Origin of the sequence: Bacillus sp. FDAARGOS_235 (assembly GCF_002073415.2) — a bacterium.
GTDB lineage: Bacteria > Bacillota > Bacilli > Bacillales > Bacillaceae_G > Bacillus_A > Bacillus_A toyonensis.
Genome location: NZ_CP020437.2, coordinates 3,797,985 through 3,821,113 on the forward strand (window position 1 = coordinate 3,797,985; position 23,129 = coordinate 3,821,113).

A 23,129-nucleotide genomic window follows, 5' to 3' on the forward strand; every position below is an offset into this window, starting at 1 on the left:
CATGTTAGAAAGAACGTTGCGTGTATTAGAATACAATAAAGTAAAAGAACAATTACTTGAACATACAGCCTCTTCACTTGGTCGTGACAAAGTGAAGAATTTAGTACCGAGCACTGATTTTGAAGAAATTGTAGAACTACAAGATACGACGGATGAAGCGGCGAAAGTCATTCGTTTAAAAGGGAGTGCGCCATTAGGTGGTATTACTGATGTTCGCTCAAATGTGAAGCGTGCAAAAATCGGAAGTATGTTAAGCCCAAATGAACTACTTGATATTGCAAATACGATGTATGGTAGTCGCAATATGAAACGTTTTATCGAAGATATGGTTGATAATGGTGTCGAGCTTCCGATTTTAGAAACTCACGTCGCTCAAATTGTATCTTTATATGACTTAGAAAAGAAAATTACAAATTGTATCGGTGATGGCGGTGAAGTAGTCGATAGCGCAAGTGATAAACTACGTGGTATTCGTAACCAAATTCGTACTGCGGAAAGCCGTATTCGTGAAAAGTTAGAGAATATGACGCGTTCTTCAAACGCACAAAAGATGTTATCTGATGCGATTGTAACGATCCGTAACGAACGTTACGTAATCCCGGTAAAACAAGAATACCGCGGTGTATATGGTGGTATTGTTCACGATCAATCTGCTTCTGGACAAACGTTATTTATTGAACCACAAGTAATTGTAGAATTAAATAACGCACTTCAAGAAGCACGTGTGAAAGAAAAACAAGAAATCGAACGCATCTTATTAATGTTAACAGAAGAAGTGGCAGTAGAAGCTGATATTGTTTTGTCTAACGTAGAAGTAGTTGCAAATCTTGACTTCATTTTTGCAAAAGCTTTTTATGCGAAGCGAATTAAAGCAACGAAGCCAATCGTAAATAACGAGCGCTACATGGATTTAAGACAAGCGCGTCATCCGCTTATTGATCCGGAAATTATTGTGCCAAATAACATTATGCTCGGTAAAGATTTCACAACAATTGTAATTACAGGACCGAATACAGGTGGTAAAACAGTTACGCTGAAAACGGTTGGTATTTGTGTATTAATGGCGCAATCTGGTCTTCATATTCCAGTAATGGATGAGTCAGAGATTTGTGTATTTAAAAATATTTTCGCTGATATCGGTGATGAGCAATCGATTGAACAAAGTTTAAGTACGTTCTCCTCACATATGGTGAACATTGTAGATATTTTAGAAAAAGCTGATTTTGAAAGCTTAGTTTTATTCGATGAATTAGGTGCTGGAACAGACCCGCAAGAAGGGGCTGCACTAGCAATTTCAATTTTAGATGAAGTATGTAATCGTGGTGCTCGCGTTGTTGCAACGACGCATTACCCGGAATTAAAAGCATACGGATATAACCGTGAGCAAGTTATTAATGCGAGTGTTGAGTTCGATGTGAACACATTAAGCCCAACGTATAAATTATTAATCGGTGTACCAGGACGTAGTAACGCCTTTGAAATTTCGAAGCGCCTTGGATTATCTGATCGCGTTATTGATCAAGCGCGTAACCATATTAGTACGGATACAAATAAAATTGAAAATATGATTGCGAAGTTAGAAGAAAGTCAAAAGAACGCAGAGCGTGACTGGAACGAAGCAGAAGCGCTTCGTAAGCAATCTGAAAAACTTCATCGTGAATTACAGCGTCAAATTATTGAATTTAACGAAGAGCGTGATGAAAAATTATTAAAAGCGCAAAAAGAAGGGGAAGAAAAAGTCGAAGCTGCGAAGAAAGAAGCAGAGGGCATTATTCACGAACTTCGTCAATTGCGCAAAGCGCAGCTTGTAAACGTGAAAGATCACGAGCTTATTGAAGCGAAGAGCCGCCTAGAAGGTGCAGCGCCAGAGCTTGTGAAAAAACAAAAAGTGAATGTGAAAAACACAGCGCCAAAACAACAATTACGTGCAGGCGATGAAGTAAAAGTATTAACGTTCGGTCAAAAAGGTCAATTACTTGAAAAAGTAAGTGATACAGAGTGGAGCGTACAAATTGGTATTCTGAAGATGAAAGTGAAAGAATCCAATATGGAATACATTAATACACCGAAGCAAACAGAGAAAAAAGCAGTCGCAAGTGTGAAGGGTAGAGATTATCACGTGTCGTTAGAGCTTGACCTTCGCGGTGAGCGTTACGAAGATGCAATGATGCGCGTTGAAAAATATTTAGACGATGCACAGCTTGCAAGCTATCCTCGTGTGTCAATCATTCACGGTAAAGGAACAGGAGCGCTTCGCCAAGGTGTACAAGATTACTTGAAAAAACATCGCGGCGTGAAAAACTACCGTTACGGTGACATGGGCGAGGGAGGCCTAGGCGTAACAGTTGTCGAATTAAAATAGCAAACAACGAAACGAAGGGGAAACCATTATATGTTTATGGACAAACTTGCAAAAGCATTGTTAGCTTGTTGTGGAATATTTTTGGTGATTGGGGTTATTTATTTAGTTGTTTTTGCGAAGTGAAGGAGCGTCAATCGTGGCATAATGATATTGCCATAGATTGACGCTTTTAATATACGAAAAGGAACAAAATATGAAAATCAACCAATACATAAGCGAAGCAAAATCCTGCTCAAGACGCGAAACAGATCGTCTTATTAAAGCTGGACGCGTGGCTATTAACGGCGAAATTTGTACGCACGGTGCTCTCGTGAGCGATGATGATGTTGTAACGATTGATGGGCAGGTTATTGCAAAAGAAGAGAAAGAAAAGGTGTATATCGCTTTTCATAAACCAGTTGGAATTACTTGTACAGCAGCCGATCATATTGAAGATAATATTATTGATTATATCAATTACCCAGAGCGAATCTTTCCCGTTGGACGATTAGATAAAGCATCGGAAGGACTTATTTTATTAACGAATGATGGCGCGATTGCGAATCAAATTTTACACGGAGATCACGAGCATGAGAAAGAATACGTTGTGACGGTAGATAAACCTTTTACAGATTGGTTTATTGATGAGATGTCCAGCGGTGTAAAGATTAAAGATGGAATGACGAAGCCATGCAAAGTGACGAGAGTCGGCCAATCTACATTTCGCATCGTTTTAACACAAGGAATGAACAGGCAAATTCGTAGAATGAGCCGTGCTTTCGGGTTTACTGTAACAAAGCTAAAGCGAGTGCGCATTATGAATATAGAATTACATGAGCTTGAAGTGGGAAAGTGGCGGAGCGTTACAGCTGAAGAGTTAGAAATTTTAATAGGGCAGTTATAGGGAGGAAAAATTTTCTCCCTATATTTTTTTGTCAGAAAAAATAAAACTATTGATTTTTTAAAAAATAGCCCATATAATAAAAAACAACAAGTTTCGACAAGATATTTTATAAAAGTAATGATGAGGACATGAGTTGTTTTCTACGATTCTCAGAGAGGGAAGCCTTAGGCTGTGAGCTTCCTAATACGAAAAGACAATCTTACCACCTCTAAACTTCAAGAGTGAACTGCATGCATGATGCATTGTAATTCTTGGCGGATAAAACCGTTATCAATTTACACGAGCTATAAAATGAGCTTATTTCGTTATAAATTCATTTTATTAGAATAAGGGTGGAACCACGATTTCAACACTCGTCCCTTTGTTAGGGACGGGTGTTTTTTGCGTTCTTTTACGGGGAAGTATGCTTGAAAGAGGAGATTTGACGGATTTTAATTCAGAATATTTTGTCAATTAATTATTTAGGAGGTTAGTAGAAATGAAATCATCTTTAAAATTTTCTGAGATGTTTGCAATAAGTTTAATGTTATTTGCACTATTTTTCGGTGCAGGTAATATGATTTTTCCACCAGCGTTAGGACAAGGTGCTGGAACAGATGTATGGATCGCGTTATTTGGTTTTATCGTAACAGGTGTTGGATTGCCTTTATTAGGGGTAATCGTTATAGCTCTAAAGGGAGATATTAATGAGCTAGCAGGACGTGTGCATCCTATCTTCGCACTTGTTTTTATCACTGCAATTTATTTATGCTTAGGCGTATTCGTAAGCGTTCCGCGTACAGGGACAGTTGCTTATGAAATGAGTGTTGCACCATTTTTACCAAGTGAGATAGCTAGCCAATCCTATCCACTTGTTATCTTTACATTTATTTTCTTTGCGGTAACTTTCTATTTAGCTTTAAATCCTTCAAAATTAGTGGGACGCATCGGTAAAGTGTTAACTCCAATTTTATTAGCTGTTATTGCAATTATTGTAGGTAAAGCACTTATTACACCAATTGGAGAATTTGGTTCACCGACAGAAGCGTATAGTGCTCCTCTTTTCAAAGGTTTTATTGACGGATATTTAACTTTAGATGGACTGGCAGCACTTGTTTTCGGAAATGTTGTCATTAATGCTTTAAAAGCAAAAGGTGTTACAAATAAGAATAGCATTGCGAAAGTAACAATCTTTGCAGGATTTATTGCAGCACTTGGTTTACTACTTGTGTATTTAGCGCTTGCGTATCTTGGAGCTTCTAGTGTATCGCTTGGAATGGGCGCAAACGGAGGCATTATTTTAACAAACGTTGTAAATCATTTATTTGGTAGTTACGGAACATTATTACTAGGTATCGCAATTACAGCAGCATGTTTAACAACTTCTGTAGGTATTGTTGCAGCTTGTGGAGAATATTTCTCTTCCTTATTACCAAAGCTTTCATATCAAAAAGTCGTTTTCATTTTCTGTGTACTAGCATTTATGGTAGCCAATCTTGGTTTAACGCAGTTAAACGCATTAGCATTACCAATCTTAATCGCCATTTATCCAATTGGAATCGTTCTTATCGTATTATCACTTGTTGAAAACTACGTTCGTCTTCCATTAGCGATGTATGTGGGTGGTATTGTAGGAGCGTTCGCAATTAGTTTCTTTGATGGATTACACAATGCAAACCTTCAAATTGCAGCATTAGCACCTATTTTAGATAAAATTCCATTATATAGTGTAGGAATTGGTTGGTTAGTTCCAGGCATAATCGGTATAGGATTTGGTTATATAGTTTCTAAGTTTCAAAAGCAGGAAATTGCTGTAGAAAAATAGAGAAAAGAGGCTTTCTATAATAGAAAGTCTCTTTTTTTTGTAGAAAAAGCCACATATAGAGAAATTCAGATATTAAAAATTTTATACGTAATATAGTTGACAAAAAATTTATGAGTAGGCTAAGATTGACTTAGTTGTGGAAATATTGGAAGGGAAGTGAAGGAAAGGGGTTTCTATAACTATAGTGTTGTTATGGGAAGAGGTGAAAGAAGAGGAAAAGGGATAGTTTATTTTTTTTGATTTATATTGAGAATGATAATCAATGAATAAGTTTTATAATTTTTTCTCAGTTTCTATGCCTTCGTATAAGGAATAGGGTGAGATATTATTTTTAATATTCAATGAGAATGATAATCAATAATACTTATGTTACATAAAAGAATGCTAATTAAATATAGGTGGAAAAGGTTATTTTTTTCTTATAAATTGAGAATAATTATCATTTTTAAAAAGTGAAATGCAAGATAAACAAGGAGGAAACAAGAAAAATGAAAAAGTTTTCTGTATTACCCGCTTTTATTATGACATTTGTATGTATGCTAGCTTTTCTTGTAGTGCCGTTCGGACAAGCTTCAGCAAAATTAGCTGACGGTACGTATGATATTAACTACGTAATACAAAAAGCGGAAAACGAGTCAGCTTCAATGGCAAATGATTATTTTGAAAAGCCAGCTAAGTTAGTTGTAAAAAATGGTGAGATGAAAGTTCAAGTTCCAATGAACCATAGTGCTTGGATTACAGAATTTAAAGCACCGGAGAATGGAAATTTTGTTGATGCAAAAGTAGTGAGTAAGGACGAAGGGGCTGATAAAAGAACGGTTGAATTTAAAGTTGATGATCTATCAAAGCCGTTGGGAGTAAAAATTCATGTTGTTGTACCAAGTGCAAACTATGACCACCACTATACAATTCGTTTTGCGTTTGATGCAAATGTAAAAGCTGTAGGTGGCGATAACGGTGTAGTTGCTGCAACAAAAAATAATGACCAAGCGAAAACAGATACACAAGTAAAAGAAGAAAAAACGAAAGTAGAGAATAAAGAAGCGAATAAAGAAGCGAATAAAGAAACAAATGAGAGTGGAAAAGCTGAAAAAACAGATAATCCAAAAACGGGAGACGAAGCACGTATCGGATTCTTTGCAGCGTTACTTCTTGTTTCAGGTGTTTTCTTAATTCGTAAAGCGAAGCTAAACAAATAAATATTTCGAAGGGTGATGAATATATGTTTAAACAATTTAAAATGATTATTGCCGTATTTGCTGTTTTATTTACGTTTATCGCAACACTAGGTTCACAAGATGCAAAGGCTGCTACAAAACTAGCTGATGGGAAATATAATATTGCTTTTACTGTATGGAAAGGCGATAAAGATGAATCATCTAGAATGAATAGTTATTTTGAAAGCCCAGCAACATTAACAGTTAAAAATGGAAAACAATATGTTTCATTTAAAGTGAAAGATAGTTCTTCTATTAAAAGTTTCCAAGTAGAAAAAGATGGTCAATTTATAGAAACAACCGTGTTAAGTGAAAACAAAACAGATAATACTAGAGTTGTAGAATTTGAAGTTGCTGACTTGTCAAAAAAACTAAACGGCAAGGTGAAAATTAATATCCCAATTATTAATTACAATGCTTCATATGATATTCGCTTTGTATTTGATGGGAACAGTGTTAAATAATTAATTTTTTATAAAGGAGCGTTATTTCATTGAACAAGTATCTTAAGATTGTTGTTGCAATGTGTCTAATGATATTTACATTTGTATCAACATTACAACCACTTGCAGTTCAAGCAGCTACCAAGTTAGCTGACGGTGAATATTCAATTGGCTTCAAAGTTTTAAAAGATACATCAGATGAAGAATCGATGATGAATCAATATTCAGTAAGCCCGGGAACTTTAAAAGTGAAGGATGGGAAAAAGAAAGTATCCTTTACATTAACGAATAGTTCATGGATTACGAAGTTTGAAACAGAAAAAGCAGGCCAACTTGTTGAGACAAATGTAATTAGTGAAGATAAAGAAAAAGATACAAGAGTAGTAGAATTTGATGTGGAAGATGTAGAGAAGGTATTAAATGCAAAAGTAAAAGTAGATATTGATTTTTTAAATTATCATCATGACTATGATGTACGCATTGTCTTTGATCAAAATAGTATTAAACCCGTTCATGTAGAAAAGCCAAATGAAAAAGAGGACCCAGCTAATAAGCCAGATCCAAATGAAAAACCTGATCCGAGTCAGAAGCCCGACCAAAAGCCTGACCCAGATCAACAACCAAATTCTAACACAATTACAGATGGTGAGTACAGCATTCCATTTAAAGTGTTCAAAGATCAAACAGATGAAGAATCCAAGATGAATAGTTACATGGTAAATCCAGGAGTATTAAAAGTAGAAAATGGTAAGAAAAAAGCCGTTATAACACTAAAAAGTAGCTCATTAATTAAAAATTTCCAAACGGAAAAAGATGGTGCATTTGTTGATGCAAAAGTAGTGAGTGAGGATAAGGAAAAAGATACAAGAGTAGTAGAGTTTGAAGTAAACGATTTATCTAAAAAACTAAATACAAAAGTATTTATCGAAATGGCATCAAGAAATTATAAGCAAACGCATGATGTACAACTTTTATTTGAACAAGATAAACTTGAAAAAATTAAAAATGAAGAGAAAAAACCAGAAGTAGAAAAACCAGAAGCAGAAAAACCAGATGAAAATAAAAAACCAGATGCTGAAACAATTAAAGATGGTGAATACAGCATCAATTTTAAAACATTAAAAGATCAAACAGAAGAAATTTCAATGATGAACACATATACAAAAAGTCCAGGTGTGTTAAAAGTAAAAGATGGTAAGAAGTATGTATCCTTTACGTTAACGAATAGTGCTTGGATTACAAAGTTTGAATTTGAGAAAAATAGTTCGTTTGTTGATGCAAATGTAATAAGTGAAGATAAAAAAGCTGATACACGCGTAGTGGAAGTAGAAGTACCGGATTTATCGAAAAAGTTAAATGCAAAAGTAAAAGTAGATATCGATTCAATGAATTATCACCATTTTTACGATATTCAATTTGCATTTGATAAAGGTAGCATTAAGCCGTTAAATAACCAAGGCGGAAACGACAACCAAGGTGGAAACGACAACCAAGGCGGAAACGACAACCAAGGCGGAAACAACAACCAAGGTGGAAACGACAACCAAGGTGGAAACGACAACCAAGGCGGAAACGACAACCAAGGTGGAAACGACAAGCAAGATAATAACACAACAATTGATCCAAAAGCTCTTAAAGATGGTGAATACAGCATTGGCTTTAAAGTGTTAAAAAATCAAACAGATGAAATCTCAATGATGAACACATACACAAAAAGTCCAGGTGTATTAAAAGTAAAAGATGGTAAGAAATATGTATCGTTTACATTAACAAATAGTACATGGATTACGAAATTTGAATTTGAGAAGAATGGTTCTTTCGTTAATACAAAAGTGTTAAGTGAAAATAAAGAACAAAATACAAGAGTAGTAGAAGTAGAAGTAAACGATTTGTCTAAAAAATTAAATGCAAAAGTAAAAGTAGATATTGATTCAATGAATTATCACCATGTCTACGATGTTCAATTTGTATTTGATCAAGATAGTATTAAAGCTTTAGGGAATCAAGGTGGAAGCGACAAGCAAGGCGGAAACAACAACCAAGGTGGAAGCGACAAGCAAGGCGGAAACAACAACCAAGGTGGAAACGACAAGCAAGGCGGAAATGATAACCAAGGTGGAAATAATAAACCGAAAGTAATAGTTGATCCGGAAAATTTAGTAGACGGTCAATATGATATTACATTTAAAGTATTAAAAGATAAAACAGATGAGATTTCAAAGATGCATGACTATGTTGTAAATCCAGCGAAATTAATCGTAAAAGATGGTAAAAAATACATTGAGATGACGCTGAAAAATAGCGTGTGGATTACGAAATTCCAAACGGAAAACAATGAGCTATTCGCTGATGCGAAAGTAATAAGCGAAGATAAAAATGCAAATACGCGAGTAGTACAGTTTGAAGTAGAAGATCTATTTAAAAAATTAAACGCAAAAGTAAAGGTAGACATCGATGAGATGAACTACCATCATTTCTACGATGTACAAATTCAATTTGATACAAATAATATTGGTGCGTTAGGAACTATTAAAGAGGATCCAAAAAATGAACCAAAAAATCCAGTGACTACACCGAAAGTAGATAATGTAAAAACAGTAGGTAATCCTGATTTTAATCGAAATGCAGATGATAAGAAGAAAAACAATGCTACAGATAATGATGCAAAAAAAGAGAAAAACTCAAAAACTGCAGATACAGCACAACTTGGTTTATACATGGTGTTACTGCTAGGTTCACTTGCTTTACTAGTTCGTAAATATAGAGCGGGTAGATTGTAATTTTTGGAGTCTTGATGCATGTTCGCGTGCATCAAGACTTGTTTCATATTGTATGGAAAGGAGTGGTGATTGAGAGTGAAGAAAATTGCAAGTGTACTAATGGCTATCATTTTGTTAATGAGTATAGCCGGGTGCTCATCACCCAAAAAAGAAACAGCAAAGCAGGTAAAGAGTGAGAGTAAAGAGCGCATTGTTGCAACAACAGTGGCTGTTACTGAAATTATGGATGCGTTAGAAGTAGATTTAGTCGGCGTTCCAACAAGTTCTAAAACTTTACCAAAGCGATATAAAGGTTTACCTGAAGTTGGGAATCCAATGAGTCCAGATATGGAAAAGGTAAAATCATTAAAGCCGTCAGAAGTATTATCTGTGACAACACTTGAATATGAATTAAAGCCAGTTTTTGATGGTGTGGGTATGAAAGCAAACTTTTTAGATTTAACAAGCTTGAAAAATATGCAAAATTCTATTAGCGATTTAGGTAAGAAATATGGACGTGAAAAGCAGGCTGAAGAAGTTGTAACTAAGTTAGATAAAAAGGTTGCTAGCATTCAAAAAGAAGTAAAAGGAAAGAAAGAACCGACAGTACTTATTTTGTTAGGTGTGCCAGGAAGTTATTTAGTAGCAACAGAGCATTCTTATATTGGAGATTTAGTGAAACAACTAGGTGGTAAAAACATTGTACAAGGTGAACGAGTAGAGTATTTAGCTTCTAATACAGAGTACTTAAAGAAAGCTGATCCAGATATTATTTTACGAGCAGCTCATGGTATGCCTGATGAAGTTGTAAAAATGTTCGATAAAGAATTTAAAACGAATGACATTTGGAAGCACTTCGCTGCAGTTAAAAATAACCGTGTTTACGATTTAGAGGAGCGTTTATTTGGAACGACAGGCAATTTAGCAGCAATTGAAGCGTTAGATGAATTGAAAAAAATGATGTATCCGTGATGCATTTTAATATAAAGGAAGAGTGGAATGAATAAAAAAACTTGGAGTTTCCTCATTGTTACTGCATTGCTTATTGTTATGACATCATTGTCAGCGATGAAAGGGAGTTTAGAAGTAGGTATTGTTGAGCTTGTACAAGGGATATTTACAGGGGGAAATGAAGATGTTGAAGTGATTAAAGATTTACGTTTCCCACGTATTATTATTGCACTATTTACTGGAGCAGCTCTGGCTGTTTCAGGTGTGCTTTTTCAAGCTGTTATGAAAAATCCACTTGCTGATGCTGGTGTAATCGGGATATCTTCTGGAGCAAGTTTTATGACACTCGTTATTATTACGTTGTTTCCGCAATTCTTTTTCTGGACACCAGTATTCGCATTTTTAGGCGGTGCGCTTGCGTGTTATCTCGTTTACTCTTTTTCATGGAAGTCTGGATTAAGTCCACTCCGCATTATTTTAATTGGTATTGCTATTAATGCAATGTTTACTGGATTAAATGAATCATTCGTTACGATTTGTGGATATTTTATTAAGAGTATTAAGCAAACGACGACTTCTAACATAACAATGAAGACGTGGGGCGATGTAGAAATAATGGTGACTTATGGAACGATTGGTCTTATTCTTGCTCTGTTCGTAGGAGCTTGGTGTAACTTATTATCGCTACAAGATAAGACTGCGAAAAACTTAGGCTTGCACGTGACGAGAGTTCGTCTTATTATTTCTGCCATTGCAGTACTTTTAGCGGCAGTATCAACAGCGATTGCAGGAGTCATTGCTTTCGTTGGATTACTCGTTCCTCATATTTCAAGACAATTAGTCGGTTCAGACCATAAAGTATTAATTCCATTTTCTGCTCTTGCAGGGGCGTTATTAATTTTGACGGCAGATACAATTGGAAGGTTAATTGTGCCACCTAATGAAATTCCAGCAGCAACAATTATGGCAGTTATTGGTGGTCCATTCTTAATATTCTTGCTTAGAAAGAGTGATAAAGTTCATGGAAATTAAAAATGTAACCTTTTCATACGATAACGTAACAAATCGTTTAAAGTCTGTTAGTAGTGAAATAGAAATTGGGAAAATTACAACAATTATTGGCCCAAATGGATGTGGGAAATCAACATTACTTAGTGTCATGTCTAGAAATCACGCTCCTAGCAGTGGAGAAGTAATACTTGATGGGAAAGCGATTAGTGAATATAAACCGAAAGAGTTTGCTAGAAAGCTAGCGGTTGTCCATCAACAAAATGAGGCTCCAGCAGATATTACAGTGGAAAAGCTAATAAGCTTTGGGCGTATGCCATATAAAAATATTTTCTCTCCGCAAACAGATGAAGATAGAGAAGCGATTGAGCGTGCACTAGTATGTACGAATTTACAAAGTAAGCGTGATAAGCCAATTTATGCTTTATCAGGCGGAGAGAGACAGCGAGTTTGGATTGCAATGACATTAGCTCAAAATACACCAATGCTTTTCTTAGATGAGCCGACAACATATTTAGATATTTATTATCAGATAGAAATATTAGAGTTAGTGAAAGAGTTAAATGAAGTGTATGGACTAACGATTGTAATGGTATTACATGATATTAATCAAGCCATTCGTTACAGTGATCATATTATCGTTATGAAAGATGGAGAGATTGTTACGAAAGGTAATCCTAATGATGTAATAACAGAAGAAATGGTTAAAGCAATATATGGTGTAGATGTCGTTGTAAAGCAGGATGAAGATACAGGACTATACATGGTACCAATGGGAATCTAAAGGCTGAGCATAATCCGTTTTGAGGTGATAATTTGAATAGTAAGAAAGAACGGAAAAAGAATTCATTTTTTCAACGCATACTTACCATTGTGTTTTTAGGAATCTTTTTCTATTCAATGTATGAATTGGGTGGGATTTTCATGGATTATTATGAAAATCGTAAAGTAATGGCTGAAGCGCAACATATTTATAAGAGAAGTCCAATGGAAGAAAAATCAGAGGATGGGGAAGTACGTAAGCAGTTTCAAGCTCTCCAAAAAATTAATCCGGAGATAGTTGGATGGATTACGATGGATGATACACAAATTAATTATCCAATCGTTCAAGCGAAGGATAATGATTACTATTTATTTCGTAATTACAAAGGTGAAGATATGAGAGCAGGAAGCATTTTTATGGACCATCGTAATGATGTGAAATCTCAAAATCGAAATACGATTTTATATGGCCATCGTATGAAAGACGGTTCTATGTTTGGTAGTTTAAAAAAAATGTTGGATGAAGAATTCTTCATGTCCCATCGTAAATTATATTACGATACATTATTTGAAGGATACGATGTTGAAGTTTTTTCAGTATATACGACAACAACGGACTTTTATTACATTGAAACGGATTTTGAAAATGATGCAGCATATACATCGTTCTTAAAGGAAATTCAAGAAAAATCACTGTACAAAACGGATACGGAATTGACGGATAATGATGAAATTGTAACACTTTCTACATGTGACTATGCGCTTGATCCAGAGGCTGGAAGGCTAGTTGTACATGCAAAATTAGTGAAAAGAAATTAAAGAAAAAGTATAGAATATGAGAAGTGATAGCGCTCCTCATATTCTATACTTAAAAAATAACTGTTTTTACTGTGCTGCAGCCATTGGCATACGTACAACTTTTACATCATAGTAAGCAATTTTATTATCAAGAATATATTCTGGCATTCCGCCTTGATGTGAGTGAGCATCTTTAAATGCTGAGCTCTTTGTCCAACCTTGGAAATCTTCTTTTGCATTCCAGCGAGTGCTAATTGTTACTTCATCATAATCAACTGTATTTTGCGTTAAAAGAACTTCTAATCCTAAAAATCCTGGCATCGTTTCAACTTTACCTACTTTATTAAAACGCTCAATTAATTTATGTCCATTTCCCTTTGTAATTTTAGCTGTATTTGTAACAATAATCATGTGTATTCCTCCTATAAATGTAGCTATATTTTCAAGAACTCATATATATTAAATGATAATGAAAATCATTATCATTGTCAATGGCAATAATGAAATATATAAATTTTTTTTGAAAGTATGATGTTTATTTCATAAGTTAGTAAATATATTGCGATTAGGTGTAAGGCTGAGCGGGTTGTACTAGCAAAGCGATAATATGGTATAGTGAAACGAGGCTGTTTTTCGGCCTCGTTTTTTACATGCTTCCTACTAATAGAAAGCATTCAAATGGAAAGGAAGACATTACATGCGATCTGAAGTAACTATAAAAATAAAACCGAAATTTATAAAAGAAATTAAAAGTGGATATCCGCTTATTTTAAAAGATGCAATTCAAAATTTAAACGATATTCGTGAAGAAGGGACAATCATCAAAGTAGTAGATGAGAAGAACCAATTTATCGGAAAAGGCTATTATGGAAAACAAAATAAAGGATACGGCTGGATTTTAACGAGAAAAGAGAGTGAACAAATTAATCAATCTTTCTTTGAAAATAAAATCAAATCTGCCTTACATAAACGAAAACAGTTTTACAAATCAAATGATACGACAGCATTCCGTGTCCTAAATGGTGAAGGTGATGGTCTTGGCGGCTTAATCATCGATTATTATGACGGTTATTACGTAGTGAGCTGGTATAGTGAAGGGATTTATACTTTTAGAGATGAAATCATAGCGGGGCTTCAAAAAGTAGCAAACTTTAAAGGTATTTATGAGAAAAAGCGTTTTGATACGAAAGGGAAATACATTGAAGGCGATGATTTCGTAGCAGGAGAGCGCGGTGAGTTCCCACTTATCGTAAAAGAGAATGGTGTGAACTTTGCGGTTTATTTAAATGACGGAGCAATGGTTGGTGTATTTTTAGATCAGCGTAACGTTCGAAAACAAATTCGTGATACATATGCACAAGGAAGAACTGTGTTAAATATGTTCTCTTATACAGGTGCTTTCTCTGTATTTGCAGCACTTGGTGGAGCGACTAAAACAACGAGTGTGGACCTTGCAAATCGTAGTTTAAGTAAAACGATTGAACAATTTAGTGTCAACGAAATTGATTACGAAGCACAAGATATTATTGTAGAAGATGTATTCCTTTACTTTAAATATGCTGCGAAGAAAAAAATGAAGTTCGATATGGTTGTATTAGATCCTCCAAGCTTTGCACGTTCTAAAAAGTATACATTTAGCGCAGCGAAAGATTATAAAAACTTATTAAAAGAAACGATCGCGATTACAGAAAATAACGGTATTATCGTTGCTTCTACAAATTGTAGCGCATTTGATATGAAAAAGTTTAAAGGCTTTATCGATACTGCATTTAAAGAAATGAACGGTAAATACAAAATATTAGAAGAACATTCTTTACCAGAAGATTTTCGTACAATTGATCAATTTAAAGAGGGAGACTACTTAAAAGTAGTTTTCATCGAAAAAATTAAAGGCTAATAAAGAAAAAGGAGCTCGGGTTTACTTGAGCTCCTTTTCTTATTGAACGATATTTTGTACTCTACCGACTTGCCCGTCCTGCAATCGCACTTTAATGCCATGCGGATGGGAAGGGGAGTTTGTTAAAATATCTTTTACAATTCCACGTGTTAATTTGCCTGTTCGTTGATCTTGTTTTAATACAATATCAACTTCAAGACCGGGTGCGATATTAGAACGTTTTTGTCCGTTCATTTATACACCTGTACGTCTACGTTGGTTGTTTGTTTTTTTCGTTTGTTGGTTTTGTAATTTTTTCGTTTCTTGGCTTTGACTTTTTGCATTTTGGCCATTTCCATTTCCTTGCTTTTTCTTAGCAAGTTGTTCGCGCATTAAATCAGCTAAGCTTACTTTTTTATTCTCTGACATGATAAGTCTCCTTTATATAAAGTTAATTATGAACAATCGTAGTGAATTTCATCATATCATTGTTAAGGAAGGAAGGGAAGTTGGTTTGAAAATTCATATAATTGTTTCCAGTCTGTAGTAGTTACGATACAATTGAATTGTTAACGTTTGTAAAAAGGGGATAGACATATGTCACATCATATTTTATTAGTTGAAGATGATATCTCAATTCAAGAGATGGTGGAAAAGTATTTAATAAAAGAGGGCTTTCAAGTTACAATCGCGTCTGATGGAGAAAAGGGAGTAAATACATATTTAAAAGGTTCATTTGATTTGATTATCCTCGACATTATGATGCCAAAGCTAGATGGCTTAGAGGTTGTACGAATCATTCGAGAAAAAAGTGCCGTTCCAATTTTAATGATGTCAGCAAAAGATACAGATGTTGATAAAGCTGTTGGATTAGGACTTGGGGCAGATGATTACATTTGTAAGCCATTTTCTATGATTGAATTAGCTGCACGTGTAAAAGCGGGTATTCGGAGGTCTACAAAATATTCGACTACGGAAACAACAGAAAAGATGATTCAGATTGGTGATTTAACAATCGATCCAATTAATTTTACTGTAGAAAAAAACGGGAACCCTCTCAAACTTACTTTAAAAGAATTTGAGATTTTAAAACTGTTCGTAAAGAATCAAAATCGTGTATTTACAAAAGCACAAATCTATACGTTAGTTTGGAATGAAGAGTATTACGGTGATGATAACGTTATTAATGTTCATATGAGAAGATTGCGTGAGAAAATTGAAAGTGATCCATCTAATCCAGAATATATTAAAACGTTATGGGGCATCGGCTATAAGTTGGAAGTGATGTAATATGACCAATCTGTTAATGGGCATTATTTTTATATTGTTATGTATCATTTACATACAATATAAGATGAGAAAAAATAGTAGCAAAAACTTACGATACACATATGAAAAATTAGAAAGTATTGTAAATGAAAAAACAGGCGAGACGTTACTCGTTATGACAGATGATCTAGAATTGCAAAAATTATTAGTGGCAATTAATCAATTATTAGATGCAAAACAGAAAACGAATGCAGATCATGCAAAAGTAGAAATTTCGATGAGAAAAATGCTTTCAAATATTTCGCATGACTTGAAAACACCACTAACAGTTATTCTTGGATATACAGAAATGTTAAATGAGGATAAAACGATAAATGAAGAAGAACAGAAAATATTACTTGAAAAGGTTCATATAAAAACGCTGGAAGTGATGGAACTAATTCATAAGTTCTTTGATTTAGCAAAATTAGAATCTGGTGACAAGGCAATAGAGATAACAAAAGTAAATATGAATGAAGTTTGCCGCGAGAAGATTTTATCTTTTTATGATTTAGTGACGACGAAAGGATTTCATGTTCATATTGATATACCTGAAAGAAATATATATGCACTTGGAAATACAGAAGTATTAGGCAGAGTGTTAAATAATTTAATATCAAATGCAATTACATATGGAGAGGCTGGAAAGACACTCGGTATGACGTTAAGAGATGATGAAACGAGTGTGTATATAGACGTATGGGATAAAGGAAAAGGAATTGATGAATCTCATATTGATAAAGTGTTTGAGCGTATGTATACACTTGAAGACTCAAGAAATAAATTGTACCAAGGAAGCGGCCTGGGATTAACGATTACGAAAAGGCTTGTGGAAGCGATGGATGGAAAGATTCATCTTTCTAGTAAGCCATATGAAAAAACGATTTTTACAGTTGTATTAACAAAGATGAAGTTTTAGCTTGTAGAGAAGTAAATTCTACAAGCTTTTTTTTCAGCGTAAGGAATTTGTAAGGAACGAGTAAGAAAAAAGAGATTTCCGTTGTCTATTATAGAAATATAGAGCAGCGCGAAAGGGGAAAATGACATGACATATATATTAAAAACGAACCAGTTAACGAAAGTGTTTAAAGGAAAAGAAGTTATTTCTAGCGTTAACATGCATGTGAAAAAAGGAGAGATATACGGTTTCTTAGGACCGAATGGTGCTGGTAAAACAACAATTATGAAAATGATTGCAAATTTAATAAAACCGACGAGCGGCGATATTGAAATTTTCGGTGAGAAGTTAACAGACACATCTTATGAAGTATTAAAAAGAATGGGAACAATTATCGAATATCCAATCTTTTATGATAAATTAACGGCGAAGGAAAACCTAGAATTACATTGTGAATATATGGGCTATTACGATAAAAACGGCATTGATCATGCTTTACATTTAGTGAAACTACACGGCATAGACAATAAAAAAATAAAAGATTTTTCATTAGGGATGAAACAACGACTCGGTATTGCAAGGGCAATCGTGACAAAGCCAGAATTGCTCATTTTAGATGAACCAATTAACGGTTTAGATCCAATTGGTATTAAAGAGTTACGAGACTTATTTAAAATGCTCTGCAAAGAATACGGTATTACATTATTAGTTTCTAGTCATATTTTAGGTGAGATGGAACTAATGGCGGATACAATTGGTGTGATTCAAAATGGAAAACTAATAAAAGAAGTTTCAATGAAGAGTATTAACGGAAAACAAACAGAGTACATTGAAATCACTGTTCCTGATGTGAAACGTGCAGCTTATATTTTAGAAGATAAACTTGGTATAAAAAACTACAAAATAATGAGTGGAACCATGATTCGTGTGTATGATACGTCAGCGTCTCAGCAGGCCATTTCAAAAGCACTTATTATGAACGATGTGGAAATTGAAAGTATTAATAAGAAACATAGTTCCTTAGAAGAATATTTCTTAAATGTAATGGATGGAGAGGGTATTCATGCTTAATGGACTGTGGCTGAACCTGGTAAGTGGATTTATCGTAATGCTAATAAGTGGAATTTTATATTATAGAAAACCAGAGCGGAAATGGTTGTTCATTGTACTAGTGATAGGAATGTTAAGCTTCGTTACTGCTGGAATTAGAATGTTAGCAGCGTAGAGACAGGTATATAAAGAATGGAGGCGTAATTTATATGTTTAAATTAATGAAGCTCGAATGGAAGAAACATAAATTATCTAGTTACTTTAAAAGTGTAGCAATTTGTATTATAGCAATTTTCGCTGCAGTAAGCCTTATGGCATTGGGAATGAAAGCCGAGGAAGACATGCTCTTCTCTGACTTCACACAGAATATGGCTTTAGTAAATATTTTTATTAGGATAACATTCATTATTTTTAGTTCGGTCATTTTATCACGTTTAGTAATTGATGAGTATAAGAATAAAACGATACAACTATCATTTATGTATCCGCTTCAAAGGAAAATGCTAATGAGTGCGAAATTAACAATTGTTTTTTGTTTTTGTTTTGTGAGTACCATTATCGCGACTTTCATTATTAGTTTGCTCGTATATTTTGTGAGTCCAATGATGGGACTGATTGAAACACCTGCTACGATAGGTGAAATAATAGCTATCGTTCCAGGTACTATTATAAGTGCATTTATGATATCTGGTATAAGTTTAATTCCTTTGTTTTTTGGAATGAGAAAGAAATCGACACCGACAACGATTACTTCGGCAGTAATAATTGGTATGCTGATTAGTGGTAACTTTGGTCCTGGAAACGGTCAAGTAAGTATGTTTGATTTTATAGCTATCCCAATCGTGCTCTGTTTATTAGGAATTTTCATTAGTTATCTATCGTTTCGTAAAATCGACAAGATCGATGTGGCGTGAAGCAAGCTTAAAACAAAAAACGAACTGGGGTATGAATGGTGAAAAAAATAATAGTAATTGCAATATTATTCATTACAATTGCTAGTGTAGTTTTTGGTATTAAGGTATTTCAGGGGAAAGATTTTAAGAAAGAAAAGTCTTTTGAGATAAATAATATAAAAGCAATAGAAGTAGACATTGAAAACTGGAATCTTGAATTTAAAAGTACAGACGCTAATAAAATAGTAATTTCCGCTCAAGGTGAACAAGCAGATAAAGAGATAGATCCCGTCAAAATAGAAAATGATGAAAATAAACTTGTGATTAAGCAAAAACAAAAGGTGAACAGATTTTTTTATGGTTTTACGTTTCGGAAGAAAAATAGTATATCTATAGCTATTCCGAAGAAAGAAATAGATAAAATTGTATTAAATAATAAATCGGGTGATGTGAAAATAAACGATATAGTAGTAAAAAGCATCGTGACAAGAGGCAAATCTGGAGATGGAATGATTACAGGACTATCGGCAGAGAAGGGTGAATTTACATCCGAAAGCGGGGATTTAATGTTAAAAGATAGTTCATTACAAGAAGTAAATATAACTTCCACTACTGGTGATAATTATGTAAAAAATGTAAAAAACGAAAATATGAACATTACTTCAACATCTGGGGAAGTATTACTGAAAGATATGACAGAAGGAAAATCATTATTTGTAGAAACAAAATCAGGGGATATTGGCGTACGGTATAAAGGTGTCCCGGCATCATTGAAGCTTATGGCTAAAAGTAATTCGGCTGACGTAATAGTGGATTTAAAAGGATTTAAGAAAGATAAAAGTACAGAAAAAATAAAAGTAGGAACCATTGGTGATGCAAAAAACAAAGTGGAGATTTTAAGTAAGACAGGGGTAATTTATATCGATTAAAATATAAATGAAAGGAGGACTATTATGCTACGTCTTATGAAGCTAGAAATGAAGAAGTTTAAGCTTGGATGGTATGTAAGGAGAGCGATTATTGCAAATATCGCTATACTGGCATTACTGATTTTTACGAGCATCGTTTCTCAAATAGAAGGAGATCCAGAAATGAGAGATCCACAGATGGTTTTGTTAATGGCTAGTACATTAGTAAGAGCAACATTTATTATTTTTGGTAGTGTGTTAATCGCAAGGTTAATAATTGGTGAATATAAAAACAAAACAATACTACTTATGTTTTCTTATCCTATTAATCGGAAGAAAATGATGATTAGTAAGTTGGTTATTACAGCAATATTAACATTTATAACAGTTATTGTATCTAACATTTTAGTAGTAGGAGTTTTCTTTGGGATAGATAGCTATTTTTCAATTCTTCCTAATTCATTCACAATAGATCAATTGAAGCAAGAAGGGATAAACCTTGTTCCTTTAGCCGTTGCAACTGCGGGAATAAGTTTAATCCCACTATATTTCGGAATGCGTAAACGTTCAGTGCCAACTACAATTGTTTCATCCCTTATCGTTGTATCAATTGCAATGAATAGCACTACGTTTTCTGTAGCGACTTTTCTTCCCCTTCAACTAGCATTGGCAACAATTGGAGTTGCAATTGCATATTACGGAATTAAAAATATAGAGAAGGAAGATATAACAGTCTGACAAGAATAAATAAAAAAGAGTTGGCGTTAAACCAACTCTTTTTTGTATATGTATGCATCGTTACTACTCTGTAAATTTGGAGTGTTTGCTTAAATACGCTTGAACTCCTGGAGAAATGTTAAAGTTATTAGGACTTTTATATTCGATAGTAAACTCTCCGTCTCGACTTGTTTCAAAGGCGATTGCATAGCTATTCATTTTAGCATCGTAAGAAGTGTTTTTGACTTCTGCATCTAGATTAAAATATTTTGTAATATATTCTTTTGATTCCGTAATTGCTGCTTGTTTTCCCCAAGGGGTACCATAATAGGTGAAATAAAGAGATACACTAATCACTCCAATAATAGAAGTTAGTAAAATAGTTCCCATAGCTATTTTTTTATTTTTTGTATTCAATTTGGTTACTCCTCTTCGTAATATGTATTCATTTTAATCTATCTTTTCCATAAAACAACCATTTAGAAAAAATAGTTTCACATGAAACAAGTTACAGAAAAAGACAAGATGTGTAAATACCTTGTCTTTTTTTGTTTTTACATTTTAGGAACTTCCATTCCAGCGGCAGCCCATTCTTCTTTTGCAGGACCATATACGCCAGGAACTGTTAAGCCAGCTTGCCTCATTAAAACCGTCATTTGTCCGCGGTGGTGATTTTGATGATTAATAAGTGTCATTAAAAATATAGAATTCGGCATAGGACGACCAAAGAAATCATTAATAGTTGCTAAATCTTTATCATTCCATTCGCTTTGAAGTGCTTCAACGAAAGCTGCATTCACTTTATGGTATTCATTTGCAATTTTTTTTGCAGAAGTTGGAACAGGATAATCTTTCGTTTCTCCTTCAAACTTTAGGCCTGTGCCAGATAGTATAACAGGAATTGCCGTTACGATATGCCAAGCAACTCTTCCTAATGTCCAATGCCCAGGCGCAATTTCTTGTGATAAAGATGCATCGGTTAATGAATTAAGCATTTTCTGAGTAGACTCTGCTTCGTATGTCCATGATTGAAAGAAGCCTTCAATTGTTTGGTACATTGTTATCCCTCCTATTTTTGTTCATAGATTAAATTCGTGAGAGATAATATAATCCCTGTTCCACAAGAAATAATTAATTAAGTATTTGCTACAATATGAAAATAATTAGAAAATATTTGTAAAAGTGTCAGGAAACGAATGTGTTCATTCGTATATATAATGAATAAAGAATGGGATAAAGAGTGGTGATAAGGGTGAAGGATATAGAAATAGTAGAAGGTCTTCGAAAACAAGACATGTTAGCATTACATACAGCAATTGATCGATATGGGGATTTAATTTATAAGGTGGTTCATAGTGTTTTAGATACGGCACAGAGCAAGGTATTAGTGGACGAATGTGTTGACGATATTTTATTAATCGTTTGGTACAACATTAGTAGTTATGATGAAAATCGTGGGAAGTTTAGAAACTGGCTTATATCTGTCGCTAAGTTTAAAGCTATTGATTATAAACGAAAAAGTAATAAGGCTTATCAATTACAAGAGCTTCAGCAAGAAATATATGAAGATAGAAAAAATGTCAATTTAACAAAAGAAGAGCGAGATTATAATTTTTACGTTTTAATTAAAGAATTGAATGAAGAAGATAAGGAAATTTTTATAAAAAGGTATTTAGATGAATATAGCGTACAAGAAATAGCGCTTGAATTCGGTATGACACGAGATACGGTATATAGCAGGCTTTCAAGAGGGAGAAAGAAATTGAAGAAGCTGTTGGGGGGGGGAAAGAAATGAATAAAGAAAAGTTACTTCAGGAATTAAATAACTTGCAGTATAGCGATAATTTTGTAGATGATTATAGAAATGATGAGAAAATAGATAAAAAGAAAATAAATCGTACAAAAGAAGTTGTAACAAAAACAATTTTAATGAAACGTTGTTATGAGGTTGTACAAGAAGAGTTACAGGGAAGCGAAGAGATTTTATATAGTATGCTTGTCGAAAATTCTCGTGTGAAAAATTGGCAGACAGGCACAGCCATGACATTAGGGGTAGGCGTTCTTGCGATGAACTTCGGTATTAATAATGTGCTAATCGTTACAAATAAACGGTTGTATGTATTTTTTGTGGATCGTTATTATAATGAAGTTGATATAAAAGTATGTGTATTAAATGAAATAGCTTCTATGAGAACAATATTAGACCGTAAAGGTGGGAGTGAATTTCTACATATAAAGTATAAAAATGATAAGGAGTACGTATTATTGGGAAATGCTGATGATTACAGAGAGTTATTTCAAATAGTAGGTAGACTGAAAGTAGCAAATGGAATAGAACTAAAATTACAGGATAAGAAATTAAAGAGAAAGTTAACTTTAAAACGAAGTGTATTCAATATAATCATGTATGCACTTGTTATATATATTCTGTACAAAGCTTATATTAATTTTATGCCATAATAGGAAAAGACGGCTTCATATATATGAAGCCG

At 34.0% G+C, this 23,129-nt stretch carries 25 protein-coding genes and 1 other annotated feature; of the genes, 20 read left to right on the plus strand and 5 right to left on the minus strand.

The window, feature by feature from the left end; genetic code table 11:
* Position 1 precedes the first annotated feature (1 nt).
* The 10 genes from A6J74_RS21760 to srtB all read left to right on the plus strand — a co-directional run bounded on the left by A6J74_RS21760 (position 2) and on the right by srtB (position 13,008).
* Positions 2 to 2,362 (plus strand): endonuclease MutS2, encoded by a 2,361-nt coding sequence (locus tag A6J74_RS21760; protein WP_000893740.1) that lies wholly within the window; start codon positions 2 to 4, stop codon positions 2,360 to 2,362.
* Between the two features lie 193 nt (positions 2,363 to 2,555).
* The gene (locus A6J74_RS21770) at positions 2,556 to 3,245 is read left to right on the plus strand and encodes a 23S rRNA pseudouridine(2604) synthase RluF (protein WP_000700727.1); all 690 of its coding nucleotides are present in this window, start codon (positions 2,556 to 2,558) and stop codon (positions 3,243 to 3,245) included.
* Between the two features lie 108 nt (positions 3,246 to 3,353).
* Positions 3,354 to 3,609, plus strand: a binding site (T-box leader).
* A gap of 114 nt (positions 3,610 to 3,723) precedes the next feature.
* Positions 3,724 to 5,049: a branched-chain amino acid transport system II carrier protein BrnQ6 gene (brnQ6, locus tag A6J74_RS21775; RefSeq protein ID WP_000842656.1), complete on the plus strand. Its 1,326-nt coding sequence runs from the start codon at positions 3,724 to 3,726 to the stop codon at positions 5,047 to 5,049.
* 488 nt (positions 5,050 to 5,537) lie between these two features.
* Positions 5,538 to 6,248 carry a heme uptake protein IsdC gene (isdC, locus tag A6J74_RS21780; RefSeq protein ID WP_000714742.1) on the plus strand — a complete coding sequence of 237 codons (711 nt, stop codon included), beginning with the start codon at positions 5,538 to 5,540 and terminating at the stop codon, positions 6,246 to 6,248.
* Positions 6,249 to 6,271: 23 nt separating this feature from the next.
* Positions 6,272 to 6,730 carry an NEAT domain-containing protein gene (locus A6J74_RS21785; protein ID WP_000476174.1) on the plus strand — a complete coding sequence of 153 codons (459 nt, stop codon included), beginning with the start codon at positions 6,272 to 6,274 and terminating at the stop codon, positions 6,728 to 6,730.
* Positions 6,731 to 6,759: 29 nt separating this feature from the next.
* Positions 6,760 to 9,489: an NEAT domain-containing protein gene (locus tag A6J74_RS21790; protein ID WP_001046173.1), complete on the plus strand. Its 2,730-nt coding sequence runs from the start codon at positions 6,760 to 6,762 to the stop codon at positions 9,487 to 9,489.
* A 69-nt stretch (positions 9,490 to 9,558) separates the two neighbouring features.
* The gene (isdE, locus tag A6J74_RS21795) at positions 9,559 to 10,440 is read left to right on the plus strand and encodes a heme ABC transporter substrate-binding protein IsdE (protein ID WP_002093211.1); all 882 of its coding nucleotides are present in this window, start codon (positions 9,559 to 9,561) and stop codon (positions 10,438 to 10,440) included.
* A 27-nt stretch (positions 10,441 to 10,467) separates the two neighbouring features.
* The gene (locus A6J74_RS21800) at positions 10,468 to 11,451 is read left to right on the plus strand and encodes a FecCD family ABC transporter permease (protein WP_001036848.1); all 984 of its coding nucleotides are present in this window, start codon (positions 10,468 to 10,470) and stop codon (positions 11,449 to 11,451) included.
* Positions 11,441 to 12,211, plus strand: coding sequence for an ABC transporter ATP-binding protein (locus tag A6J74_RS21805; protein ID WP_000403759.1), 771 nt, complete (start codon positions 11,441 to 11,443; stop codon positions 12,209 to 12,211). Before A6J74_RS21800 ends, A6J74_RS21805 begins: the two co-directional genes overlap by 11 nt.
* 32 nt (positions 12,212 to 12,243) lie before the next feature.
* On the plus strand, positions 12,244 to 13,008 hold the full coding sequence (gene srtB, locus A6J74_RS21810) for a class B sortase (protein ID WP_002104558.1): 765 nt from the start codon (positions 12,244 to 12,246) through the stop codon (positions 13,006 to 13,008).
* A 66-nt stretch (positions 13,009 to 13,074) separates the two neighbouring features.
* Here the strand turns inward: srtB and isdG are convergent, their stop codons facing one another.
* Positions 13,075 to 13,398: a heme oxygenase gene (isdG, locus tag A6J74_RS21815; RefSeq protein ID WP_000587821.1), complete on the minus strand. Its 324-nt coding sequence runs from the start codon at positions 13,396 to 13,398 to the stop codon at positions 13,075 to 13,077.
* Between the two features lie 286 nt (positions 13,399 to 13,684).
* Here isdG and A6J74_RS21820 point away from each other — a divergent pair, with 286 nt between their 5' ends.
* A complete protein-coding gene (locus A6J74_RS21820) occupies positions 13,685 to 14,884 on the plus strand; it encodes a class I SAM-dependent rRNA methyltransferase (RefSeq protein ID WP_001255939.1) in 1,200 nt (399 codons plus the stop codon).
* Positions 14,885 to 14,923: 39 nt separating this feature from the next.
* Here the strand turns inward: A6J74_RS21820 and A6J74_RS21825 are convergent, their stop codons facing one another.
* Both A6J74_RS21825 and A6J74_RS30080 read right to left on the minus strand, forming a co-directional pair.
* On the minus strand, positions 14,924 to 15,118 hold the full coding sequence (locus tag A6J74_RS21825) for a YwbE family protein (protein ID WP_001014310.1): 195 nt from the start codon (positions 15,116 to 15,118) through the stop codon (positions 14,924 to 14,926).
* Positions 15,119 to 15,292: a hypothetical protein gene (locus tag A6J74_RS30080; RefSeq protein WP_001293579.1), complete on the minus strand. Its 174-nt coding sequence runs from the start codon at positions 15,290 to 15,292 to the stop codon at positions 15,119 to 15,121.
* Between the two features lie 168 nt (positions 15,293 to 15,460).
* On the opposite strand from A6J74_RS30080, the gene A6J74_RS21835 reads away from it, so the two are divergent.
* The 7 genes from A6J74_RS21835 (at position 15,461) to A6J74_RS21865 (ending at position 20,658) form a co-directional block, all read left to right on the plus strand.
* Complete coding sequence (locus A6J74_RS21835; protein WP_000018042.1) at positions 15,461 to 16,153, plus strand: response regulator transcription factor; 693 nt, start codon at positions 15,461 to 15,463, stop codon at positions 16,151 to 16,153.
* A gap of 1 nt (position 16,154) precedes the next feature.
* Positions 16,155 to 17,090 (plus strand): HAMP domain-containing histidine kinase, encoded by a 936-nt coding sequence (locus A6J74_RS21840; protein WP_000183219.1) that lies wholly within the window; start codon positions 16,155 to 16,157, stop codon positions 17,088 to 17,090.
* 126 nt (positions 17,091 to 17,216) lie between these two features.
* On the plus strand, positions 17,217 to 18,140 hold the full coding sequence (locus A6J74_RS21845; RefSeq protein ID WP_000221075.1) for an ABC transporter ATP-binding protein: 924 nt from the start codon (positions 17,217 to 17,219) through the stop codon (positions 18,138 to 18,140).
* A complete protein-coding gene (locus A6J74_RS30085; RefSeq protein WP_000931813.1) occupies positions 18,133 to 18,294 on the plus strand; it encodes a hypothetical protein in 162 nt (53 codons plus the stop codon). Before A6J74_RS21845 ends, A6J74_RS30085 begins: the two co-directional genes overlap by 8 nt.
* A gap of 34 nt (positions 18,295 to 18,328) precedes the next feature.
* Positions 18,329 to 19,033, plus strand: a complete 705-nt coding sequence (locus A6J74_RS21855) for an ABC transporter permease (RefSeq protein ID WP_000475542.1) — start codon at positions 18,329 to 18,331, stop codon at positions 19,031 to 19,033.
* 35 nt (positions 19,034 to 19,068) lie between these two features.
* A complete protein-coding gene (locus A6J74_RS21860; RefSeq protein WP_000239296.1) occupies positions 19,069 to 19,941 on the plus strand; it encodes a DUF4097 family beta strand repeat-containing protein in 873 nt (290 codons plus the stop codon).
* A 24-nt stretch (positions 19,942 to 19,965) separates the two neighbouring features.
* Positions 19,966 to 20,658 carry an ABC transporter permease gene (locus tag A6J74_RS21865; protein ID WP_000945205.1) on the plus strand — a complete coding sequence of 231 codons (693 nt, stop codon included), beginning with the start codon at positions 19,966 to 19,968 and terminating at the stop codon, positions 20,656 to 20,658.
* Positions 20,659 to 20,721: 63 nt separating this feature from the next.
* Here A6J74_RS21865 and A6J74_RS21870 read toward each other — a convergent pair whose 3' ends face one another.
* Together A6J74_RS21870 and A6J74_RS21875 are read right to left on the minus strand one after the other, a co-directional pair.
* Positions 20,722 to 21,054, minus strand: a complete 333-nt coding sequence (locus tag A6J74_RS21870; RefSeq protein WP_001093294.1) for a YfjL-like protein — start codon at positions 21,052 to 21,054, stop codon at positions 20,722 to 20,724.
* A 137-nt stretch (positions 21,055 to 21,191) separates the two neighbouring features.
* A complete protein-coding gene (locus A6J74_RS21875) occupies positions 21,192 to 21,695 on the minus strand; it encodes a DinB family protein (protein WP_000284958.1) in 504 nt (167 codons plus the stop codon).
* A gap of 185 nt (positions 21,696 to 21,880) precedes the next feature.
* Here A6J74_RS21875 and A6J74_RS21880 point away from each other — a divergent pair, with 185 nt between their 5' ends.
* Positions 21,881 to 22,432, plus strand: a complete 552-nt coding sequence (locus A6J74_RS21880; protein ID WP_002104560.1) for a sigma-70 family RNA polymerase sigma factor — start codon at positions 21,881 to 21,883, stop codon at positions 22,430 to 22,432.
* On the plus strand, positions 22,429 to 23,097 hold the full coding sequence (locus A6J74_RS21885; protein WP_001031135.1) for a hypothetical protein: 669 nt from the start codon (positions 22,429 to 22,431) through the stop codon (positions 23,095 to 23,097). Before A6J74_RS21880 ends, A6J74_RS21885 begins: the two co-directional genes overlap by 4 nt.
* Positions 23,098 to 23,129 lie beyond the last annotated feature (32 nt).

Bases quoted from the DNA above. Each gene is read 5' to 3' on its own strand.
- A6J74_RS21885 (WP_001031135.1), top strand. From the start codon at position 22,429: ATGAATAAAGAAAAGTTACTTCAGGAATTAAATAACTTGCAGTATAGC.
- A6J74_RS21785 (WP_000476174.1), top strand. From the start codon at position 6,272: ATGTTTAAACAATTTAAAATGATTATTGCCGTATTTGCTGTTTTATTT.
- A6J74_RS21805 (WP_000403759.1), top strand. From the start codon at position 11,441: ATGGAAATTAAAAATGTAACCTTTTCATACGATAACGTAACAAATCGT.
- A6J74_RS21840 (WP_000183219.1), top strand. From the start codon at position 16,155: ATGACCAATCTGTTAATGGGCATTATTTTTATATTGTTATGTATCATT.
- isdG (WP_000587821.1), bottom strand. From the start codon at position 13,398: ATGATTATTGTTACAAATACAGCTAAAATTACAAAGGGAAATGGACAT.
- A6J74_RS21770 (WP_000700727.1), top strand. From the start codon at position 2,556: ATGAAAATCAACCAATACATAAGCGAAGCAAAATCCTGCTCAAGACGC.
- A6J74_RS21760 (WP_000893740.1), top strand. From the start codon at position 2: ATGTTAGAAAGAACGTTGCGTGTATTAGAATACAATAAAGTAAAAGAA.
- A6J74_RS21845 (WP_000221075.1), top strand. From the start codon at position 17,217: ATGACATATATATTAAAAACGAACCAGTTAACGAAAGTGTTTAAAGGA.
- A6J74_RS30080 (WP_001293579.1), bottom strand. From the start codon at position 15,292: ATGTCAGAGAATAAAAAAGTAAGCTTAGCTGATTTAATGCGCGAACAA.
- brnQ6 (WP_000842656.1), top strand. From the start codon at position 3,724: ATGAAATCATCTTTAAAATTTTCTGAGATGTTTGCAATAAGTTTAATG.
- A6J74_RS30085 (WP_000931813.1), top strand. From the start codon at position 18,133: ATGCTTAATGGACTGTGGCTGAACCTGGTAAGTGGATTTATCGTAATG.
- isdC (WP_000714742.1), top strand. From the start codon at position 5,538: ATGAAAAAGTTTTCTGTATTACCCGCTTTTATTATGACATTTGTATGT.
- A6J74_RS21800 (WP_001036848.1), top strand. From the start codon at position 10,468: ATGAATAAAAAAACTTGGAGTTTCCTCATTGTTACTGCATTGCTTATT.
- A6J74_RS21825 (WP_001014310.1), bottom strand. From the start codon at position 15,118: ATGAACGGACAAAAACGTTCTAATATCGCACCCGGTCTTGAAGTTGAT.
- A6J74_RS21820 (WP_001255939.1), top strand. From the start codon at position 13,685: ATGCGATCTGAAGTAACTATAAAAATAAAACCGAAATTTATAAAAGAA.
- A6J74_RS21860 (WP_000239296.1), top strand. From the start codon at position 19,069: ATGGTGAAAAAAATAATAGTAATTGCAATATTATTCATTACAATTGCT.
- A6J74_RS21835 (WP_000018042.1), top strand. From the start codon at position 15,461: ATGTCACATCATATTTTATTAGTTGAAGATGATATCTCAATTCAAGAG.
- A6J74_RS21855 (WP_000475542.1), top strand. From the start codon at position 18,329: ATGTTTAAATTAATGAAGCTCGAATGGAAGAAACATAAATTATCTAGT.
- A6J74_RS21865 (WP_000945205.1), top strand. From the start codon at position 19,966: ATGCTACGTCTTATGAAGCTAGAAATGAAGAAGTTTAAGCTTGGATGG.
- A6J74_RS21875 (WP_000284958.1), bottom strand. From the start codon at position 21,695: ATGTACCAAACAATTGAAGGCTTCTTTCAATCATGGACATACGAAGCA.